This is a genomic window from Okeania sp. SIO2B3 (genome assembly GCF_010672525.1).
GTDB lineage: Bacteria > Cyanobacteriota > Cyanobacteriia > Cyanobacteriales > Microcoleaceae > Okeania.
Map to the genome: position 1 here is coordinate 20,323 of NZ_JAAHGH010000062.1, position 22,507 is coordinate 42,829.

The following is a 22,507-nucleotide window of genomic DNA, read 5'->3' on the forward strand; positions in this document are numbered from 1 at the left end:
TCTTTGACTATTAAATCTAGAGAAAAAAACAATATGATTGACAAAATAGAAATTGAAAATTTTATCCAAGATTTGGCAAAAGTAGCAAAAGTTCGTGTTGAGGTTGCTGAGAGTTTAGGAAAAATTGCACAAATATTAGAAACAGCAGAATTTGCAGGTAAAGAAACTTCTGGTGAGTTTGGTTTAGACAGAGAAATAGAAGATATGAAAGCTTCTAGTAAGAATCTCAGAGAGGGTGTGTTTAGATTGATGGTTTTGGGAGATATGAAACGAGGTAAAAGCACTTTTTTAAATGCTTTAATTGGTGAAAATATTCTTCCCAGTGATGTTAATCCTTGCACTGCTTTACTAACTGTTTTGCGCTACGGAGTAGAGAAAAAAGTGACGATTTATTTTAATGATGGGAAAAATCCTGAAGATTTAGATTTTAAAAGTTTTAAGGGTAATTATACAATTGACCCCGCAGAAGCTAAAAAATTAGAAAAGGAGAAAAAACAAGCTTTTCCTGATGTTGATTATGCTGTGGTTGAATATCCTTTACCGCTATTAGAAAAAGGAGTTGAAATTGTTGATACTCCAGGATTGAATGATACGGAAGCTCGAAATGAATTATCCCTGGGATATATAAATAGTTGTCATGCAATTTTATTTGTGATGAGGGCAACTCAACCTTGTACTTTGGGAGAGCGTCGCTATTTAGAAAATTATATTAAAGGTAGAGGTTTGAGTGTATTTTTTCTAATTAATGGTTCAGACCAAGTTAGAGAAAGTTTAATAGACCCAGACGATCTGGAAGAATTAGCAGAAGCATCCGCAAAAATTAGAAAAGTTTTTCATGCTAACTTGGCTGAATATTGCATAGTTGATGGTCAAGATATTTATCCAGAAAGGGTATTTGAAATATCTTCTTTACCTGCTTTGCGACGGCGGATAAAAGATAGTTTTGTTTCTCTGGAAGGAACAGGTTTTCCAGAATTTATGGGTGCTTTGAATACTTTTTTAACTAAAGAAAGAGCAGCTCAAGAATTTCGACAAGCTCAGACTTTAGCTAGTCAAGCTAATAGTCGGATGAAAGAGGCGATCGCTAGAAGAAAACCTTTATTAGATGAGGATGTAAATGAGTTAAAAGTTAAGATTAATTCTGTGGAACCGGAGTTTAAAAAACTTACAGAGATTCGCGACCAATTTCAAGAGGAGATTAGGACTGTTCGGGATAAAAAAGCTAAAATTGTGGCTGATTCTTTTCGCTCTTATATCTTAAATTTAGGCGATACTTTCGAGACTGACTTTTTGCGTTATCAGCCAGATTTAAACTTTATGGATTTTCTGAATAAAGAGAAACGAGAAACATTTGAAACAGAATTAAAAAAAGCCTTTGAACAATATATTAATGATAAATTATCTGCCTGGACAATAACTGTGGAAAATGAAATGGATGCAGCATTTTTACAACTTTCAAGAAGAGCTGCACATTATGGTGCCTCTTACAATACAGTGACAGATAAAATTACTGAAAAAATTACTGGAAAAAAAGTTAAATCTTTTGGCAATTCTGCTACAGAAGATGACTCTCCGGCTTGGGCAAAATGGGCAATGGGATTATTTTCTTTAGCTAGAGGAAATATTGCTGGTATGGCAATGGCAGGAGTTGGTTTTGACTGGAAAAATATTTTATTAAACTTAGTTACTGTAGCTGGAATAGGAACAATTATTGCTACTATTAGTGGCATAACTTTAGGTCCTATTGGTTTAGCATTATTAGGCTTAGGAGTAGGGGCAATGCAGGCAGACCAAGCCAGAAAAAAATTAGTTCAAGTAACTAAAAAAGAACTGGTCAAACATTTGCCTCAAGTTGCTCAAGAACAGTGGCAACCAGTTTATGATGCGATTAAAGAATGCTTTGATATTTATGAGGGAGAAGTGAGTGAAAGGATAGATGATGATATTCAATCTCGCAAAAGAGAATTAGATAATTTACTGAAGCAAAAAGAGGAACGAGAAATTAATCGCGGTGCTGAGTTAGCTAGGTTTCAGCAGTTAGAAATTGATGTATCGTCTGAGTATAAAAATATTGAAACTGTCTGCGATAATTTTCTCAAAGCAGTGGCTTAAGTTTGTAAGCATTTCCTGCGGAATGCTGCGCAAACAGCCGTCAGCTATTAGCTATCAGCTATTAATTTTGGGGAAGTTCATTAATTGATAATTACCTCTGGTTAAAAGCGTTACGGAATTGAATATAAGGAAATATTATTTCTTCTCTTGGTCGATTGGATATGGTTAGGAAACCCATCCATCCAACCCTACGGGAAGCTGCGCTTTTTCCTGACGGAATGCTCCGCAAACATGTCGCGTAGCGTTAACGTAGTTATGCGCCAGCAAAACGACCGCTTTTTTCCCCTTAAAAGGGTCGGCTTCAAGGCACGAATTATTTAATTATTAATATTAATTATTCGGTAAGAATAATTGAGAAATTGAGACATAATAAAAATTACTGTTAAAGTCTCCTTCCTAAACCTTAAAAGTAATAAATAATTATTAATTTCTGATAGCTGACTGCTAATAGCTGTTTGCGCAGCAGTCCGCAGAAAATGCTTACCAATAGTTAGTAGTTAGGAGCTATGAATTTATGTGATTTTTTTAAGCTTGGAAAAATTTGCTTTAGAATTGCTGAGTAACAACTGTCAGCAAATCGATAATTTTGTTTGGATAAACAGCTATATTCTGTATGTATAGGGTTTTTCAAGTTACTGAGGTACATTTGTTTTTCCTCTTTTCTACTCCCTATTCGCTAAAAAAGTAGTTTTATAGGTATATTTAGACAAGACATAGGGTTACTAATAGTCAATCGTTAGTAGTTAGGAGCTATGAATTTATGTGATTTTTTTAAGCTTGGAAAAATTTGCTTTAGAATTGCTGAGTAACAACTGTCAGCAAATCGATAATTTTGTTTGGATAAACAGCTATATTCTTTGTGTATAGGGTTTTTCAAGTTATTGAGGTAAATTTGTTTTTCTTCTTTTCTATTCCCTACTCCCTATTCCCTATTCCCTATTCCCTACTCTCTACTCCCTACTCGCTAAAAAAGTAGTTTTATAGGTATATTTAGACAAGACATAGGGTTACTAATAGTCAATAGTTAGTAGTTAGGAGCTATGAATTTATGTGATTTTTTTAAGCTTGGAAAAAATTGTTCTATAATTGCTGAGTAACAACTGCCTGAAATCGATAATTTTGTTTGGATAAACAGCTATATTCTGTATGTATAGGGTTTTTCAAGTTACTGAGGTACAGTTGTTTTTCCTTTTTTCTACTCCCTACTCCCTAAAAAAAACGGTTTTATAGGTATATTTTAACAAGACATAGGGTTACTAATAGTCAATAGTCAATAGTTAGTAGTTAGAAGCTATGAATTTATGTGATTTTTTTAAGCTTGGAAAAAATTGTTCTATAATTGCTGAGTAACAACTGCCTGAAATCGATAATTTTGTTTGGATAAACAGCTATATTCTGTATGTATAGGGTTTTTCAAGTTACTGAGGTACAGTTGTTTTTCCTTTTTTCTACTCCCTACTCCCTACTCCGTTTGATTAAAAAAAATGCAACAACAAGAAAATTATCATAATCTAATTAATTATTTTAATTCTGCTCTAGGAATGTTAGAACTTGAGCCAGAGTCACAACTAAGAAAAGATGTATTTTTTATTTGTGAATATCTCAAAAATCCTGATTTTAAAATTGCTGTTTTTGCTCCATTTAATTATGGCAAATCTACTTTACTAAATGCTTTTTTAGGTCAACGTACATTACCTATTGATTTGATTCCTACTACTGGAGCTGCAATTTCTATCAAATATGGCAGAGAGTTACAGACTAAAATTAATCTGAAAGATGGAAGTCAAATTTGTGAAACTGGTACAGAAATTCTCAAACAATATGCAGTGCTAGATAATAACCGTCGAATGCGAGATGATGTGACTTCAGTCGAAGTTTATTGCCCTCATTCTTTCTTGAAAAGAGGAGTAGAATTTTTAGATTTACCAGGAACAAATGACAGGGTCGCTCAAGATATTTTGGTGCAGGATAAATTATTAACTGCCGATTTAGTAGTACAGGTTTTAGATGCCAGAAATTTGATGACTTTAGGAGAACGAGAAAATCTCAGAGATTGGTTGTGGGAAAGAGGTATTAATACAGTAATTTTTGTTGTTAATTTTATGAATTTACTAGCGCCAGACGAACAAAAAGAAGTTGACAATAGAATGCGGTTTGTGGCAGAAAGTTTTCGTTCGGAGCTACCAAATAATATTAGTAATTTATATCGAGTTGATGCTTTACCTGCTTTGCGGGGTCGGTTAAAAGGTGATATTTCTGTGGCACAAACAACGGGTTTAGCAATTTTTGAATCTGCTGTACAAAATATTGTTGAAACTCATGGGAAAAAGATAGATATTCAATTGCCAAGAATACAGGCGATCGCTTCTCAGTTATGTCAAGTCATAAAAGCTAGTGCTAAGGAGGTAACTAAAGAGTTAATTGCTATCCAAGAGCAGAAAAGTGAAAAATTTGAAATTCAAAAGCGGGCAGAAAAATTAATTAAACAAGGCTTTCAAAAAAGTAGTTCAAATTTCCAAAGTTGGTTATATTTAACTAAACTTTTAGAGCGCCATCAATTTGAATTAGCTATAGTTTTGGAACAAAGAACTTTTAATATTTGGGAGTCAGAAAAATTTAGACCGGAAGTGCTTAAATATAAACAAGAAATTACTGAATGGATAGATAAAGCTTGTGAGTTTTTTCAACAAGAAGAACCAGCAGAATTAATTATCACATTCCCTGAAGCTCCTAAAGTTTTTTTGCCATCCCCACCCCCATCAGAAACCAAAAAATCAGGAGGGGTAAAAAATATAGCGATCGCCACTGGAATAGGTTGGTTATTAGGAGGTCCAATGGGTGCTGCAGTTGCTGGTGGTGCGACCTATTTTTTGAGCGATAATAAACAGAATAAATCACAAAATTTAGATAGTTATCAGCAGCAGGTAAAACAAGCTTATGCTAATGCGGCTAGAGATTATTTAAGTCGTTTTAGTGCTGTAGCTTTAAAAGCAGTTGAGGAATATGAAGAAAAGGCAGAAAAAGTGATTAAGGTTCCTATTAGTCAGCAGTCACCAGAGGCAATTAAGTTAAGGAATAAATTACAGTTATTGAATAATTTGTCGGCAGAAATAAATCAAGAATTGGAATTTTTAGGTAAGCATTCAGCCGTCAGCTATTAGCTATCAGCTATTGCTTTTAGTGAGTTATAAAAGCTTTATTAATTGAGAAACGAAAAATATTACTACAAAAGTCAGCTCCAAAGTCTGTATTAATTTCAACCCCGTCCTTAAGCACAAGGTCTTATTGCTGTTAACGCAGTTCCTCCGTTTGCGCAGCATTCCGCAGGAAAGGAGGCTAGCTGACGGCGAATAGCTGTTTGCGCAGCATTCCGCAGGAAATGCTTACATTTTGAGAAAGGTAAAAGCAACCTTTGAAATTGAGTTTGAATAAAAATTGCTGCCAAAGTCCCTTTATGTTTTGATGAAAATTTAGGTAACAACTCTATGTCAATATATAGATACAGCAGTCTTATTTGAATTGTGAGAGATTGTAGATTTTTATGGAAAAGGGAACAGGGAACAGGTAAGAAAGAAAAACTTTATTCTGGCAGTTAAACCAACTTTATATATACCTTATATATTAGGAGAAATAGTAAACCATTCTTGTCAAAGGTAGACCTCCTGTAAAGTCTTTTTCTCATGCTTATTATTCGTAATACCAAGCGTGATAAATTTTTGTTACAAATGGTAGGGACGCCCTTATGCAACGTCCGTACGAAAGAAGGAAGAGGGAAGAAGGAAGAAGGGATAAATATTTTAAAAAATGGAAAAACGATATAAATAACTATCTAAAATGAACTATACTAGCTATTTTTAAGCATATTCGATCAAGGTCTACTTTTTTGTAGCATTCTTTTTTCAAATTGGTATAAGGTACACCCATAGCGGGCAAGATGCCCGCACTTACATTCATTTAATTGTTAATATCTGTACTTCTTATGCGAGGAATTTGCTGTATCAAAAACTTAAAACTTAGGCAACGAAAGATTTTTCTTTCTTTCTTTTTCCTTCTCCATACCACAAAATTGTCAATCTATCAATCTGCCAAAAAATTAGGCGAGGAAAATTAGTCATTCATGGTAAAAGAACGGAAGAGTCTTTGCCTCTAAAAACAACGAAATTATAGGTATTTGGAGCTTTATTTTTTAAAAAAGCTATAAAAACCCCTTGGATATTAATATTATTTAGAGTATCACAAAATCTAGCTTAAGTGCTAAAAATATTGAAACCTCGTTAAGTTTATCAGAAAGTTTCTCTGATTTTTTGTCATCAACTCCTGACAAAATTAAAAATTTTTGAACTAAAAGACTAAAATTTATAACTAAAACTTAACTATAAACCTAAATTTGTGAGATATGGCAATTTTTGTAGCGATCGCTTAATAAGCAAGACAGTCGCTACAAAATATAATGACTAATTATTCAGACGTAACAACCCATAATTTCAAAGATGAAAGAAATAGATATAACCAAAACCCTCCAATACTTAGCTACTGGTTTAGTGGAGTGGGAAAAGTTAGATTTGGATAAGCGAAATGAAATTCCAAAAGCTCTCCGTATTGGAATGTCAAAATTGTCAGCAATCTCAATTTTAGAAGGAGAAACTGCACCGACAAATTTACCAGAATTTTTTCAGTGGGCAACTCAACCGATTAAGTCTTGGAAGCCAGCAGAAAAAGTAGAATTTATTCCTGAAGATGCAACTTTCATAGATGATGGTTTAGTGTCTGACTTTGCTAAAGATTTAGCACTTACTGGTAAAAATTCTATTGCTCAAGTGCAAGAATATATTTTGAAAAAAATCAAAGATTATTGTACAGATAATTCATTAGAAGACTCTTATCGTGATTTCAGAAATCTAATTATTACCACACCAGTTATACATCGAATAGAATTAGAAGACTATTTAGATTCCCGCACATTCAGACCTTTAAATGATTACTTCAAAAATCAAGAAATCTACAAACCATTAACAAATTTGGATGAGTATGATCAATACCATCTTTGTCCGAGATGTAAGTATATAGAAAGGCAACGCAGGGATGGTAGTTATAGCTGTAAAAATGCTTTTTGTCAGCGAGTTGTTGCTGAAAATCCAAATAAATTTCCTCGTTTATCTCCCATTCCTAAAAAAGAAGTTGACCAATGGTTAGCTGTGAGTTATGGAGTTTATTTGTATGGCACAATTCCGGGAATTTGGGAGGTAAAATTAGCTGAAGATTTAACAAATTTAGGAGCAAAAGTTACCTTATGGCCTCATGTTGATTGGTATGATTTACTGGTGGAATTGCCTGGAAATATTAAATGGGCAATTGATGTTAAAGATTGGTCTTATATTACTCCAGAACGTGTGAAAGAAGTTAGGGTTCAGTCGGAAGCGACAGAGACATTTATTGTGATTGCTGATGCTAGAGAAAGTTTGCGAATTCCTGTCATTCGCAGGCAAAAAGCATATAGGGATGCTTTGGGGAAATTGCAACTAAAATTAAGTACTGAAATTTTTGAAGCAGCGAAAAAGATATTAAAAGTTACTCAACAATAAAGCTTATGAATTCCTGTCATTCGCAAGCAAAAAGTATATAGGGATGCTTTGGGAAAATTACAACTAAAATTAAGAGCTGAAATTTTTGAACCAGGGAAAAAGAGATGAAAAGGTACTCAATAATCAACCTGACAAATTTCTAATTTCTCCAGGGAAAATAAATATAGGGATGCTTTGGGAAAATTACAACTAAAATTAAGTGCTGAAATTTTTGAACCAGGGAAAAAGAGATGAAAAGGTACTCAATAATCAAACTGACAAATTTCTACTTTCTCCAGGCAAAAAACATATAGGGATACTTGAGGGAAATTACAACTAAAATTAAGTACTGAAATTTTTGAAGTAGGGAAAAAGAGATGAAAAGGTACTCAATAATCAACCTTAAGAGTTCCTGTCATTCCCAGGGAAAAAAATATAGGGATGCTTTGGGAAAATTACAACTAAAATTAAGTGCTGAAATTTTTGAACCAGGGAAAAAGAGATGAAAAGGTACTCAATAATCAACCTGACAAATTTCTACTTTCTCCAGGCAAAAAACATATAGGGATACTTGAGGGAAATTACAACATCTCAGGAATTCGAGGGGAACAACGGGAACAAACGAAAATGGGTGTCATCTTGGGAAATTTACAAAATTTTATTGACTGAAAAATGGGACCCCGCTTCTTATATACAAGAACTGCCGGAAAATTTAATACTATAAATAGAAAAAGAGCAGCAGAATTTAATAAATGATTTTGTTAGTAAAGCTTTAAAAGATTGTTTATATACAAAAATTGGAGATAATTCTCAACCCCATGTCTTATTTATGTTAGAAGCTCAAAATTCTAGGGGTATGTTGAAATGGTTAACTAATCCTAATTTACCTTCAGGAACATTGCCTCAAGAAATTAAGCGAAATTTACGACGACAGGCAGACTGTCAAAGGTTATCAATTGTCAGAATTCGTACTTCTAAAAATCAAGAAGTTCCTGTCTGGTCTGTGGAAGATAAACCGGGAAGTCGAACCAGTGGAGTATTTCGTTGGGATAATGTTTGTGATGAAAATAATCAATCTATCTACTTCAGTTTAAGACAACTATTAAATACAGAACAAGGTGTTCTAAAAATCAAAGAATCTCGACTTGAGGCAGGCAAAAAAACAGCCGGAAATCCTCCACTTCTAGAAATAGCAATTGTTTATTCTGTCTTAGAATATGATACTTTAACAACTTGTCTCCATCGCCTCAGAAATAGATGGGCTTATTTTGGCGGAACTACTGCTTTACCTTTCCCATTTATCTTTGCCCAAAAAGCAAAAGAATATGCTGTTAGTGTCAAAGATTCTATAGAATCAATAGAGTCATAATAATTACGCTATTGCCCATCCAAAGTTATAGCAGAGCGAAGAAGTAAGAAGGAAAAATCTTACTTTGTCTAAGTTTTAAGTTTTTGATATGTTCGTGCCTTTTACTTCAACTCCTATAATACCAATTTGATAAATATTTGCTAAAAATAGTTAAGTTATTTCTTGGGTCGTAAATTCTCTTTTTTGTCAAAGGGACATTTCCTGCAAAATCTTTTTATTGCACTTATTATTCATAACATTCTTTTTTCAAATTGGTATAACTTAGAAGCCGTAAAATACACTATCAAAAATAGAATGAGAAATTATCAACTTGATGTTGATAAGATTTTGATAAAATTCGTTTTTATCATTGATTTCTATTTTTCCTGATAGAGCTAATTTTTTGAAAATTGCTAATTCTAAAAAAATTGGCAAAGATGCTATAATATCTTTTAAATTAACAGTGCTTGTCATTTTCTTTCCTACCCATTAATCAATTTCTTTAATCTCAGAATTAGGTTCATTTTTTGTCATTTAATTTATCTAGCAGAAGGAAGAAGAAAAAATCTTGTATTGTCTGAGTTTTAAGCTTTTGATATGTCCTAATCTTTCCTTCGACTCCTATAGCAGGGAACAGTGGAAAAAGCATTTCTCTGTCTCAGATTTATTATCAATCAAGGTTTCTTGCCTTGAAAGACTTTCAGCTAAAAAATTGAAATTAAATCTTTTGATTTAGTAGCTTATATCTTCAAAATCAAAACATAAGAAAGCCTGCCAACTTAGCATTGGTGTCAGGCTTTAGATACTAATCTTGCATACTTTTTTGAAACTCTTCATAACTTGCGCCATCTGGCATTATGACTCCCTGGAGAGCTGCTCCATCTATATTCAAATTGGAAATATTAGCACCCAAAAGACTTGCTTCATTTAAGTCCGCAGCACTCAAAATAGCCTCTGTTAAATCAGCTCTCATTAAACTTGCTCCAATTAAATCAGCTCCTGCCATATCTGCTCTGGCAAGATTAGCTCCAATTAAGTCTGCTTCATTAAGAATAGCGCGTCGGAAATTCACGCCATATAGGTTGGCCCCATGTAAGTCTGTTTCACAGAGGATAGCTCTTGAGAGGTCAGCATTAATCATATTAACTTGACTAAAATTAGAACGACTTAAGTCTGCTCTAGTAAGTTTTGCTCCTGTTAAGTCAGCTTTGTTGAGTTTAGCCCCTGCCAGAATAGCTCCAGATAAATTTGCCCCACTTAGATCCGCTCCAATTAGATTAGCTCGACTGAGATTAGCTTTGGCCAGATTTACTCGACTGAGATTCGCCCGACTAAGGTTGGCACCGATTAAGTCAGCTTCAAAAAAATTAGCCCCTTCTAATTCAGCTTCTAGCAAATGTACTTCATGTAGGTAAACACCGCTGAAATTTCTTTCTCCTCTTGCGTACTGCCTTAATAATTCGTCTATTTTCATAATATGTTCATCAAAACTTTTCTTTGAAATATACTCTCATCAGAATAGATAAACAGGATATTATGGAAGAAGGAAGAAGGAAGAAGGAAGAAGGAAGAGGGAAAAGGGAAGAAGGAAGAAGGAAAAGTCTGGCGTTGTCTGAGTTTTAATATCAAGTTTCCAGACCCAACCTGAGAAATAATGATTCATGAACCTATCCCACTATTTTTAACAAACTTATTTCTTTGAGTAAAATGTGTTTAAAAAGCTTAATTTTTGGTTTTTAATTCTCAAAATATTTATGGTTTTTAGCAAAAATATTATTAGTGGGATAGGTTCATTATTAATTGCTGATAGCTGACTACTAATAGCTGTTTGCGCAGCAGTCCGCAGGAAATGCTTACCGAATAATTAAGGTAAAAATCCTCTCCTTTAAAGGGGAAACAAGAAAATATTTTCCTTTTATTCAATCCTCTTCCTTTTAGGGAGAGGTAATTATCAATTATCCATTATCAATTATCAATTATTGAAAAATTTCCTGTAGATATTCACCCTTGGTTCTACACAAACGATACCAGTGGACATGATATAAATTTATAATTTTCTCTATTTCTTGTTTCTCTTTCCCTTTGTTTGATCAAAGCTATGCTTTTTTCACTGGTAGATTTTAAGTGTAGAAAACAGTTGCCGTTCAATTGGGTTAAAAATCACACATTCAGTCATGCTATCTGCAATTATTTCTGTTTTATACCAAGCGTGAAAAAAGAATGCTATATTTAAGTGACACTTCAATTATTAAGTAATTAACACAAACTGAATATTTTTTTTGATAATTAGCACGCCAGTTATTGTTAATTATTCTTATTTTTACCTCTCCCTGTACGGACGCCCTTATGCAACGTCCCTACTCACTCCCCTATTTCCCCTCCTGGGAGGGGTTAGGGGTGGGTCCCCCGCAATGCGAAAATGTAGCAAACATTTATCAAATTGGTATTAATCCCCTAAAAATTAAATCTAAAATCTGATTCAATTTCATAATTTAATTTCATAGATTATCTGAAGCTTTCATAAGGAAATTTACCTTTTTCAGGGTCAAACCACTGATGCAAAAGTTGGGTATTTTCATTACTAGCAATAGTAGTATCAACAAATTTATCCCAATCAGGATTTTGTAATGGTAAAATACAACCATAATTTTCAAAAGTAAAAGGAATTTTAGGTATTAATTCAAACTCACTAATAGTTTTATTTTGTTGCCTAATTTCTCCTAGTAATAAAATTCCATCACTAGCAACAGCATCAATTTTACCATTATCTAATTGACTAATACCTTCGGCTCTGTTGGAAACTGACTGCCAATTTGCATTGGGATAAATAGGGCGAAATTCCTCATCAGTAGTTGAACCTGCTAAAAATCCTATGGATACTTTTCCTGTAGTACCTTTCATGGGGTCAAATCTTTCTACATCTGTTTTTCTTACTAAGAATTGAATGCCTGTAGTAAAAAAAGGAATGGAAAAATCTACTATTTCTTCTCTCGTATTATTAATAGTTGTAGCAGCACAGACAATATCTAGTTTTCCATCTTGGATTAGTTTAAAACGGTTTTCTAGAGATACTTCTTGCCACTCCAATTTGATTGATTTACCCAGTTCTTGTTCTAGACGTTGATGAATTAATTTAACCAATTCAACAGAATAACCTTCTAATTGATTGGTTTCACTGCCGATATAGCTAAAAGGAGCTGCATCACTTCTAAATCCTGCTTTTAGTACCCCCGTTTTTTGGATTTCTTCTAATACAGTTTTTTCTACAGTTTCTGCCAAAGTTGTTAGAGGAAAAATGATGAAAAATATGGCTATTAAGAAGGAAGAGGGAAGAAGGAAGAAGGAAGAAAATAACTTGAACATCAAAATTAATTTAAGAGGGAAGAAGGAAGAAGGAAGAAGGAAGAAGATAACTTGAACATCAAAATTAATTTAAAAAGGAAGAAAGAAGAAAGAAAAAGATAACTTGAACATATTAGGTTTTTGATAAGTATTTGATCTGAAATAAAAATCAGATATTAAATTATACCATACTTGAAAATCAAATTTCTTGATAATTGGTAACAATTTACTATTTAAGTAGGCATTAAGATTAGAAAATCACCAAAAAACTGCTGAGGAGATAATACAATGGCGAAGGTGATTTTTTATGAAAAAACAGGTTGTAAAAATAATACCAAGCAAAAGACTTTGCTGGAAGCAGCGGGTCATCAATTAGAAACTCACAACCTGTTGAAAGAAACTTGGACAAAAGATAATTTGCGTTTATTTTTTGGCGATCGCCCAGTAGTAGAGTGGTTTAACAAAGCTGCTCCAAAAGTTAAGTCTGGAGAAGTAGTTCCTGAACAAACTGATGCTGAAACTGCTCTAACAATGATGCTGAGTGACCCATTACTTATCCGTCGTCCTCTAATGCAAGTGGGCGATCGTAGAGAAGTGGGATTTGATGTGGAAGTTGTGAATAACTGGGTTGGTTTACAACCTGTAGATGAAACCCAGAGGGAAAAAAGTGAGGAGTTGATGGGTCAAGACTTACAAACTTGTCCAAATAGCCATAATCACTAGAATTTCATACCGTTTCACGGAAGTCGTAGGGGCAAATAGCATTCGCCCTTACAAAAGTAAGATTTTATAGACTCGAAATTTTGATGCCACAGTAATTTCAGGAAATTATTTCAGATATGGGGTTTGAAACTATTTGTGACATCTTTAAAGTGAATTGGTATCATAAAGTTTATTTTTATCAATGAATTTGTTGAATCTCTCGTGAGAAAATTTTCTGGCGGGAGATATTTTTCATAGCAATTTACACTCAGTTTTTTTGTTTCTCCGGTCTTATAAAATGATGATAATTAGTTATTATATAATTGTTCTTCAAAATCAGTCATAAGTGTTAATAATTAAATGCACTTTTGCTCTACTTACCGAATAATTAAGGTTTAAAGCCTCTTCTTTAAAGGAGAAAAAAGAAAAAATTTTCTCTACCGCGTCAATTCTATCCGTTTTCAAGGAGAAGTAATTGTTAATTATTAATTGTTGAACTACTAATTAATTAAAGGTTTTGGTCTGGCAATTCCATAACCCTGAGCATAATCAACACCTATTTCTTGCAACTTTTCTAAAATAGCCTCATTTTCTACAAACTCCGCAATTGTTTCCATCCCCATCATATCACCAATACGATTAATAGCCTCCACGATTTCACAATTAATCGGATTATCCACCATATCTTTAATAAAAGAACCATCAATTTTGATGTAATCTACAGGCAAATTTCTTAAATAACCAAAAGACGACATCCCACTACCAAAATCATCTAAAGCAAACTTACAACCTAACTCCTTTAGAGAGCGAATAAACATCTCCGCTTTCTTTAAATTAGCGATCGCCAAAGTTTCTGTCACTTCAAAACAAATAATTTGAGGTCGTATTTGATGAGAGTCAAATTGCTGATATAAAAATTCAACAAACATCTCATCATTAATACTATCACCAGAAAGATTGATAGTATACACACAGTCCAATTTCTTTACTTGTTGAAAACACTGTTCTAAATATGCAAAAACATGGCTCACTACCCAGCGATCGATTTTATTCATCAAATTATAGCGTTCTGCTGCTGGAATAAAAGCCATCGGGGAAATAATCTTCCCAGAACTATCCTGCAAGCGTAAAAGTATTTCTCTATGTTCCCAAACAGAATCAGTTGCTATCAAAGGTATAATAGATTGATAGTACAAACAAAAGCTATTGTCTTCTAGAGCTTGAGGAATTTTCACTGCCCACTCAATCTGATTGCGCTGTCTGACTAACTCATTATCATCTACTTGATAAACATGAACTCTATTCCTCCCCAAATTCTTCGCAGCATAGCAAGCAGCATCTGCAGCACTCAACACGCTAGCTAAATCTTCTTGAGTACTGCTGTCGATAGAAACCAAACCAATACTCACTCCAATTCTAAAAACCTTTTCCTCCCAAATAAATCGGTAATTCATAATTTCTTCCCGCAGTGAATTCGCTATCTGCTTTGCTGTTTCTAATTTGATATTGTGTAACAACAAGCCAAACTCATCACCTCCTAAACGCGCTAAAGTATTATTTTTTCCTACTTTACTTTCCAGCAAATTACTAACTTGACGTAACAATTCATCCCCTGCTACATGACCACAGGTATCATTAACAATTTTAAATTGGTCTAAATCAAGATAACAGAGGGCATGATTATTATGCTTTTGGTCCCTGAGTTTCAGCAACTGCTCAAGTTCTCGCTCAAATTGATGGCGATTAACTAAACTTGTCAATTGATCGTGACTTGCCTGCCATAATAACTGATTTGCCAGATATCTTTCTTGAGTAACATCCCGAAATACTAGCACTGCTCCAATAATCTCACCAGCCAAATTGCGAATGGGTGCTACTGAATCATCAATGGCATATTCACTACCATCTTTAGCAATGAGTACAGCATCTGCATCTATATTAAAAGTCATGCCAGAGTTAATCGCTTTTTCAAATTGATTTTCTATGGGCAAGCGAGTGCTTTCTTTAATAACCGAAAATACTCGATCCACTGGCAAACCTCTGGCTTCCATCATTGACCAACCTGTGAGTTTTTCTGCTATGGGGTTCAAACCTTCAATCCTACCCTCTGCATCAGTTGTAATTACAGCATCCCCAATTGATTTTAGAGTAACTTGAGCAAGTTCTTTGCTCTGGCGCAGCTCTTCTTGAGAAGATTCTAAAGCTGCTAACATAATTGCACTTCTCAGTTCTAGAGCGACATCAATTTCTTGTTCCTGCCATGGATAAGATGTTAATTTAACTGTTTCTTTCCACAACTCAAATGATTTCCGTGGAGACAATCTTATCTCTGGTTTTTCATAAATTTTGACGATTTTCTTGGGATTTCCTCCCCAGTTTACAGTATGAATAAATTCTGGTCTAAACCAAACAACTTGATAAGATTTTTGACTTAGATTTATAGTAATTACCAGTAAACCACTAACTATATCTTTAAAATTTTCTGACTCTGGATAAATTTTAGCTAGAGAGTCTGTATAAAAAACTTCTTGATTTATGTTAGTTTTTAACCATGAAGTTAATTTTTTGAGATTTTTTGCTGTGGGTGTTTTACCTAGTAAAGTGCAGTTATCTCCCCAGCATACTACTCCGCCTTCAGCATTTACTAAATTTAGCAAACTATTTGGTTCTTTAACTAATCCCTGCAAAAAGTTTTTGCTGTTAGTCATCGATTGAATAATGTTATTTTTTAGCTTTTTTAAGCCTTGAAGATAATAATAGTTTATTTCTGTATGTTCTTTATAAACAAGTTCTACAGACATTACTTGAGATATAAATTCACAAGCTTTCCTCAGTTCATAAGAAACAAACTTGGGTAAATAGTGATGACAAGCAATTAATCCCCATAATTTTTGATCTTTAATTAAAGACATAGATAGAGTTGCTCTGACTCCCATATTTTTTAGATATTCTATATGTACAGGAGAAACGCTTCTTAGTACGCTAAGACTCAGGTCTAAAGGTTGATTAGTAATTGGATTATTTGTGGGAAAAATTGCAATTGACTGATAATTTGTATCTGGTATTAATCTCAGGCAATTTAAAGTATATAATTTCCTTGCTTGCTTGGGAATATCCATTGCCGGATAATGTAATCCCAGGTATGATTCTAAATCTTTTTGTTTGTCTTCTGCAATGACCTCTCCATTCATTTCTTTATCAAACTTATATACCATTACTCGGTCAAATCCAGTAATTTTTCTAACCTCTTTGACAACAAACTCAATTAATTCTTCAAAATTTAAGGCACTTTGAAGTTTGTATGTAGAATTTCTGATTAGATAATAAAAATTTGAGAAAGAAATCTTGCTAGATTGATAATATTTTTGTTCTAACTCTAGAATCACAACACCATTGTAACGATGAATAATTCCATCCAAAAATGTATCTCCTTTGTCAGGAGTTTGTACTAATAAACTTATCTGATTAACAACGTCTACTTGTTTTTTCTTGTTTAAAACAGATTGAATTTTTTTTATTTGGGATACTTTGAGAATTTTATCTAATTTCTGATTAATAATTTCATCACAGTCAATCCCTAATAATTCCTGAGTATTTTTACTACTTTGTAAAATAATTAATTCTGGCTCTTTTAGTACCAAGAGTATTCCGTGAGGCTGAATTGCACCAGGAATATGAATTGCTTCCCGGTCACAGCTAATTAGATTGGTTTCTGACGATTTTACCCATTCAATAATATTCATAGCTATTTATTCAGTTATTTAATAAGGATTTGAAGATGGCATTGCTGAATGAACAAATATATGTGGGAGGTAAATCGCAAAATTTGAAGTATAGAATAGGGTTTCACGTTCACCTCAGTATTACAGAACATTATAGCTTATTTGAATGTTCTATTACCTATAATACCAATTTGACAAATGAGCTAGGCTTTTTATTAGGAGTCATAAGTCATAAGTCAGGATGTAGCATAAAAACAAAAGTCAAAAGTAAGAAATAAGAAGTAAGAAGTAAGAAATAATATCATGTTCGGATAATCAGTTATAAAAAACCTTTTCCATTTTAACTTTTCTTTTCCTTCAGCATAGCAGCATAGCTGCCTTCCTTCCTCCTAAGTGTAAGTATTCAACCGAACATGATATAAGAAGTAAGAAGAAAATTATAGTGGTCAATAGGAGTCAAGGATTCAGCAAGTATTTATGCTTAATATTTAACTAAGAATTTGACTCCCGATCAAGGTAAATGAAGATAATTTATATAGTATAAATACTTAAGTAAGCTACGGATTTTATACTAATTTTAATATTACAAATTGAAGTGCGGAATCTGGATTTTAACCTAAATTATTTAATTAATAATTATTAATTATTCGGTAACTTATCTTTTTAGTCAAAGGGATATCTCCTGTCATTTCAGTTATCAGTTATCAGTTATCAGTACCTCTGGAATAAGGAGGGTTGACATAAAGTACGAGTTATGGTTATTTGAATCTTCGGTTTAGGCTTAACCTGCAAAAAATGAAAGGTAAGCATTTCCTGCGGAATGCTGCGCAAACAGCTATTAGCGGTTAGCTGTAAGCTTTTTAATGAATGAAGCAAGTATTCGTTTAATTTCTACTACATTCTCAACCACAGATTCGTACTTTGAAGCTTTGATAAAATTGCTTTTTTATCCTTTAAAGGTAATAAAGCTGATAGCTGATAGCTGACTGCTGAATGCTTACAATGAAAGTATTAAAGCTTGTTTTTAAGGTTTATGTAGATTATTCAAAGGTTTTTGACTAGGTACGCCAACTGGACGAGGATAATTTATCGGAGTTTTTTTTACTTTCTGCAAATATATACAATGACGAATACTGTTAGTTAAGGGAGTTTTAAATTCTTCAATAGTATGTATTTTTCCTCCCAAAAATTTGACAACTTCTCGTAAATTAGCCTGTTCATTAGTTGTAAAATTTCCCCGATATAAAATTGCCATGCCACCTATTTTTAACATTGGTAAAGCATATTCAGCACAAACTATTGTAGGAGCAACGGCTCTTAAAAGAGCAAAATCGTAAATTTCTCTGTGTTTAAATATCCGACCAATTTGTTCAACTCTGTTAGTTAAAGTCAAACAATTTTTAATAGCTAAATCTGCCAGAATAGTTTCAATAAAATTAATTTTTTTACGTGTTGAATCTAGTAACGTAACAGTATATTGAGGTAAAGTAATAGCAACTGGTAATCCTGGAAAACCTCCTCCTGTGCCAATATCAATAACCTTTTTTTCTTCTTGGGAATTAATCTGATTTTCTAAGATAAATTTAATGCCTCTGAGGGAATCCCAAAAATGTTTTTCCCAAAAATCTTCTGGGGTAGTAATTCTAGTTAAATTTAACTTTTTATTACCAATAAGAATCAACCGATAAAGTTGCTGAAATTGTTGTTGTTGTTCTGCTGTTGGTTGCCAATTTAATGTTTCCTGCCAAAGAGAATTCATCTCTGGCAATATCTCGTTATTATTATTATTCATTTCGCTTTAGAGAACAGGGAATAGGGAATAGGGAATAGGGAATAAGCAACAGGTAATATAGTTTCACGGAAGTCGTAGGGGCGAATGGCATTCGTCCTTACAAAAGCAATATTTTATGGATTCAACACTTTAACACTACAGTAATTTACGGAAATTATTTCACATCTAAAGTTTGAAACTATTTGTAATATAAAATCCGGTTATACAGTTATCGCACTTTCTACTTCCATGCAATGCAGACATAAAATGCCGGAATATCCTCAGATAATTCTAACTCTCATCCTTTCTTCCTACTGACTACTAGACATCTCCAAAAATCCAAAATAAAATCAATTCTTATCCATAAGTTATCAATTATTTCTCCCTGTTGCCAGATGAGCTGTTGCCTGTTGCCTCTTTTCTGGAGATGTCTACTGACTACTGACTCCTGAGGACTGACTTCTCTCATCATACAATAACTAATTATCTGGATACTATATAACATTCTTTTTTTAATTGGTATAATATTGTGTCAGGATAAGAGCGTTATAAAAAAACTTTCTTCTTCTTCTCCTATTCTTCCTCTTCTTTCTTCCCTCCTGACTCCTGAGGACTCCGTATTTATTTATCACTGTTCAACCGGACATGATATAATAGATCTTCATAGCAAACATTCATAAAAGAGGTAATTCTAAATTCTAAATTCTAAATTATTACCCCTACTCCCTTCCATTTAATTTTTCACAAAGCTGACGATCGCTATCAGAAACATTAGGATTAGTTTGTAAATAATCACTCACCCAACTACAACCTTTTTCTAACAAATCATCCAATGCCAAATTCCACAAAATAATAGTATTATCTCTGCTACCTGAAGCTAACAATTTACCATCAGAACTAAAATTAACACTCATCACACTATCTCCATGACCGCTCAAAGTTTTCAATAAAGTTCCATCATCATCATCATCATTAAGACTCCATAACTTAACTTTACCATCATAACTAGATGAAGCAATTACCTGACCATCTGGACTAAAACTAACACTGGTTACACTATCACTAGAACCTTTTAAAAAAGTTTTCAATAACTTGCCATTTATACTCCAGAGTTTAACCATATTATCATAACTAGCGGTAGCGATCGCCTGACCATCAGGACTAAAACTTACCCCCAACACCCAATTATCGTGAGCAGGAATAGTTCTGAGCAACTTACCATCTTGAGTCCAGAGTTTCACAGTACCATCATCGCTGGCAGAAGCAAGCATTTTACCATCGGGACTAAAACTAACACTATTGACCCATTTTTTATGACCAACTAAAGTTTTAAGTAATTTACCTCTGCGGTTCCACAACTTAACTGTTTTATCTTTACTACCAGAAGCAATAATTTGATTGTTCGGACTAAAGCTAACACTCATTACACTATCACTATGTCCGATAAGATTAATATTCTTAGAGATAGGATAAACAGAATGATAATTTATATTCCAATTCCAATCAACACAAATATTTCTGATAGCTTCTGAACAACATTGTAGTCTGGTTACAACTTCTGCTTGTACGGACGTTGCATGCAACGTTCGTACTGGGGCAATATTAGTCAAACTGCTATATTTTCCCTCTTCAAAATATTGATTTGTAGAAAAATTGAACTGTGGCAGAAGGGTAAAATTATGGGGAAGTAAGGAAATAATTTTGCTCAGGGGAACTATGCAAAAATTACTTACTTTGACGAAACATTGAAGCTTAGTAGCAATATGATCTGTAACTTTTCCCTGTTGACTTAAATATAATTTAATTCTCCTGCTATTGAGATCGAGAAACCGATCATTTTGACTGTATAGTTGCCAATACCTGGAATAATCAAGTAATTCTGAATTCCAGATTTTCTCTGGATAGTTAAGATACCACAATTTTACTGTATTGTCATAACTACCAGAAGCGAGAATTTCACCATCTGGACTAAAATTTACACTTGCGACTCTATCTGTATGTCCCTGAAGAGTCTTGAGTAACTTACCTGCACGACTCCATAGTTTAATTGTATTATCTTGAGATGCAGAAGCTAAGATATTACCATCTTGACTGAAAGTCACACCCAGAACTCTGTGTTTATGTCCTCGTAGAATATTGAGAGAACTGTTTTTGAGACTCCACAATTTAATAGTTTTGTCATAACTTGCTGAAGCCAAGGTTTGACCATTGGGGCTAAAACTAACCTGAGTAACTTTGTCTCCATGACCAGCAAAAGTCTTCAATAGACTTCCATCTCGGTTCCAAATTTTGATGGTATTATCCGCACTAGAGGAAGCTATTATTTGACCATCAGGGGAAAAACTAGCACTGAGAACTTCTTGCTTATGCCCGATAATTTTAGTTTCGAGGATAACTCTGTTTCTAGAAAAGCGCCAAATTTTAATTGTTTGGTCTCCACCTCCTGTAACTATCCTGCCACCATCAGGGGAAAAATTTACACTGTAGACTGGATAATTCTGATTGCCATTTCCATGGTTTAAAGTTGCCAATAGTCTGCCTCTAAGATTCCATAATTTGACAGTGCCATTTGCATTAGCAGCCGCAACGACCTGCCCATCTGGACTAAAACTAACCGAATTGACAACTGCTTTGGTTTTAATTGTTCTGAGTAATTTTCCTGTTTTGCTCCAAATTTTGATTGTTTTGTCTTGGGAACCTGATGCTAATATTCTACTATCTGGACTGAAGCTGACTGCTGTTACTTCATCTCTATGACTTTTCAGGTTCAGAGGTTTAATTTCTGTTTGCTGAAGGTTCCATATTTTAACTGTGCGGTCATGGGAAGCAGAAGCTAGATATTTTCCATCTGAGCTAAAACTAATTCTGCTGACACTATCTGTATGACCTTCTAATGTCTTTTCTAATTTGCCATCGTGGGTCCATAATTTAATAGTTTTATCTACACTAGCAGAAGCAATTAAATTACCTTCAGGTTGAAAAGTTACACTCCAAACTACATCACCATGTCCTTCTAAATGATTATATTCTTTGACTCCATAAACTGCTTGTTGTAGGGAAGCTGCAATTCGATATTCGGTATCATTTGAAAGATGATTTTCACCTAATGATTGTTTGATATTTGTCCATTTTTCACCTGCTCTGAGACTTTCTATCAGAGCATCAAATTTATAATCTGAAAAAAATAATGCTTCCGAAGCAGCAGTCATGCTATTAATATCTGCTCGATATTTTTGAGCATCTGCCACCTGTTTTTGAAATATTGTTCTCTGCCAAAAACCTAGTGTGGCGATGGTTGACAGTGACATGGAAATAATTCCTACAATTGCTACTGCTAGTTGTCGTTTTAAGGCAATATTTAGTTGAGTTTGACTAATTATTTTTTCGCTTTCTGCTTGTTTTTTAGCGATTTCTGCTTGCTTAATTTCAACTTCAGCTTGGAGTAATCTCTCTTCTAAATTAAATCTTTGACGGATTGGTTTTACTAAATAATCATGAACTAGCTGGTAGTGTTTTTCATGGGATTCTTTCCTGACAAATAATAATCCTGAATCTATTAAAATTTCTAAAATTAATTCTGGCAGATTAATTTCTTTACTCTCAATAAGATTAAGTTGATTTTTGGTGATTTTATCTAAATTATTATTAAATGTAGATAGCAAATTTTGTTTTGTAAATTGTTCAATTCTTTCTAATAATTCTGTCTGAGTTCGACTAGCTCTAGTTAAATTATCATTAGTCAGTGCAAACAAAATTTGCATGGTAGTTTCTTCATTTTTCTTTCCACAATCTACGATTACTTGCTCCAAAAACTTTTTAATCAATTTTTCTTTGGCTTCTTGTGGATTAATGCCAAATTTTTGCTGAAATCTATCTAAGGTTTTAATAGGAGGTTTTTCTTCTTGTAGTTGACTTCCCACTACTTGCAATTCAATCGGACGAATCTTGA

At 33.6% G+C, this 22,507-nt stretch carries 15 protein-coding genes; 8 read left to right on the forward strand and 7 right to left on the reverse strand.

Features of this window, described 5'->3' with window-relative positions; all coding sequences use genetic code 11:
* Positions 1–33: 33 nt before the first annotated feature.
* The 5 genes from F6K15_RS26575 to F6K15_RS26595 all read left to right on the forward strand — a co-directional run bounded on the left by F6K15_RS26575 (position 34) and on the right by F6K15_RS26595 (position 9,042).
* Positions 34–2,112 (forward strand): dynamin family protein, encoded by a 2,079-nt coding sequence (locus F6K15_RS26575; protein WP_293066610.1) that lies wholly within the window; start codon positions 34–36, stop codon positions 2,110–2,112.
* Positions 2,113–3,596: 1,484 nt separating this feature from the next.
* Positions 3,597–5,273, forward strand: coding sequence for a dynamin family protein (locus tag F6K15_RS26580; RefSeq protein WP_293066612.1), 1,677 nt, complete (start codon positions 3,597–3,599; stop codon positions 5,271–5,273).
* A gap of 1,329 nt (positions 5,274–6,602) precedes the next feature.
* A complete protein-coding gene (locus F6K15_RS26585) occupies positions 6,603–7,694 on the forward strand; it encodes a hypothetical protein (protein ID WP_293066614.1) in 1,092 nt (363 codons plus the stop codon).
* A 462-nt stretch (positions 7,695–8,156) separates the two neighbouring features.
* Entirely contained in the window at positions 8,157–8,342 is a 186-nt protein-coding gene (locus F6K15_RS26590) for a hypothetical protein (RefSeq protein WP_293066615.1), read from the forward strand.
* A gap of 55 nt (positions 8,343–8,397) precedes the next feature.
* Positions 8,398–9,042 (forward strand): RNaseH domain-containing protein, encoded by a 645-nt coding sequence (locus F6K15_RS26595; RefSeq protein ID WP_293066650.1) that lies wholly within the window; start codon positions 8,398–8,400, stop codon positions 9,040–9,042.
* A gap of 261 nt (positions 9,043–9,303) precedes the next feature.
* Here the strand turns inward: F6K15_RS26595 and F6K15_RS26600 are convergent, their stop codons facing one another.
* Together F6K15_RS26600 and F6K15_RS26605 are read right to left on the reverse strand one after the other, a co-directional pair.
* On the reverse strand, positions 9,304–9,495 hold the full coding sequence (locus F6K15_RS26600; RefSeq protein ID WP_293066617.1) for a hypothetical protein: 192 nt from the start codon (positions 9,493–9,495) through the stop codon (positions 9,304–9,306).
* Between the two features lie 331 nt (positions 9,496–9,826).
* Positions 9,827–10,495: a pentapeptide repeat-containing protein gene (locus F6K15_RS26605; protein WP_293066620.1), complete on the reverse strand. Its 669-nt coding sequence runs from the start codon at positions 10,493–10,495 to the stop codon at positions 9,827–9,829.
* A gap of 23 nt (positions 10,496–10,518) precedes the next feature.
* On the opposite strand from F6K15_RS26605, the gene F6K15_RS26610 reads away from it, so the two are divergent.
* Positions 10,519–10,644 carry a hypothetical protein gene (locus F6K15_RS26610; RefSeq protein WP_293066623.1) on the forward strand — a complete coding sequence of 42 codons (126 nt, stop codon included), beginning with the start codon at positions 10,519–10,521 and terminating at the stop codon, positions 10,642–10,644.
* Between the two features lie 882 nt (positions 10,645–11,526).
* On the opposite strand, the gene F6K15_RS26615 is transcribed toward F6K15_RS26610, so the two are convergent.
* Positions 11,527–12,300, reverse strand: a complete 774-nt coding sequence (locus F6K15_RS26615; protein ID WP_293066626.1) for an amino acid ABC transporter substrate-binding protein — start codon at positions 12,298–12,300, stop codon at positions 11,527–11,529.
* A gap of 16 nt (positions 12,301–12,316) precedes the next feature.
* On the opposite strand from F6K15_RS26615, the gene F6K15_RS26620 reads away from it, so the two are divergent.
* Positions 12,317–12,439, forward strand: coding sequence for a hypothetical protein (locus tag F6K15_RS26620; protein ID WP_293066629.1), 123 nt, complete (start codon positions 12,317–12,319; stop codon positions 12,437–12,439).
* A gap of 212 nt (positions 12,440–12,651) precedes the next feature.
* On the forward strand, positions 12,652–13,086 hold the full coding sequence (locus F6K15_RS26625) for an ArsC/Spx/MgsR family protein (protein ID WP_293066632.1): 435 nt from the start codon (positions 12,652–12,654) through the stop codon (positions 13,084–13,086).
* Between the two features lie 479 nt (positions 13,087–13,565).
* On the opposite strand, the gene F6K15_RS26630 is transcribed toward F6K15_RS26625, so the two are convergent.
* The 4 genes from F6K15_RS26630 to F6K15_RS26645 form a co-directional block, all read right to left on the reverse strand.
* Entirely contained in the window at positions 13,566–16,808 is a 3,243-nt protein-coding gene (locus tag F6K15_RS26630) for an EAL domain-containing protein (protein WP_293066635.1), read from the reverse strand.
* A 1,003-nt stretch (positions 16,809–17,811) separates the two neighbouring features.
* Positions 17,812–18,579 (reverse strand): 16S rRNA (guanine(527)-N(7))-methyltransferase RsmG, encoded by a 768-nt coding sequence (gene rsmG / locus F6K15_RS26635; RefSeq protein WP_293066638.1) that lies wholly within the window; start codon positions 18,577–18,579, stop codon positions 17,812–17,814.
* A 277-nt stretch (positions 18,580–18,856) separates the two neighbouring features.
* Positions 18,857–19,063: a hypothetical protein gene (locus F6K15_RS26640; protein WP_293066641.1), complete on the reverse strand. Its 207-nt coding sequence runs from the start codon at positions 19,061–19,063 to the stop codon at positions 18,857–18,859.
* Between the two features lie 214 nt (positions 19,064–19,277).
* Positions 19,278–22,507: WD40 repeat domain-containing protein (locus tag F6K15_RS26645; RefSeq protein WP_293066644.1), on the reverse strand; the 3,230-nt coding region annotated here is incomplete at its 5' end.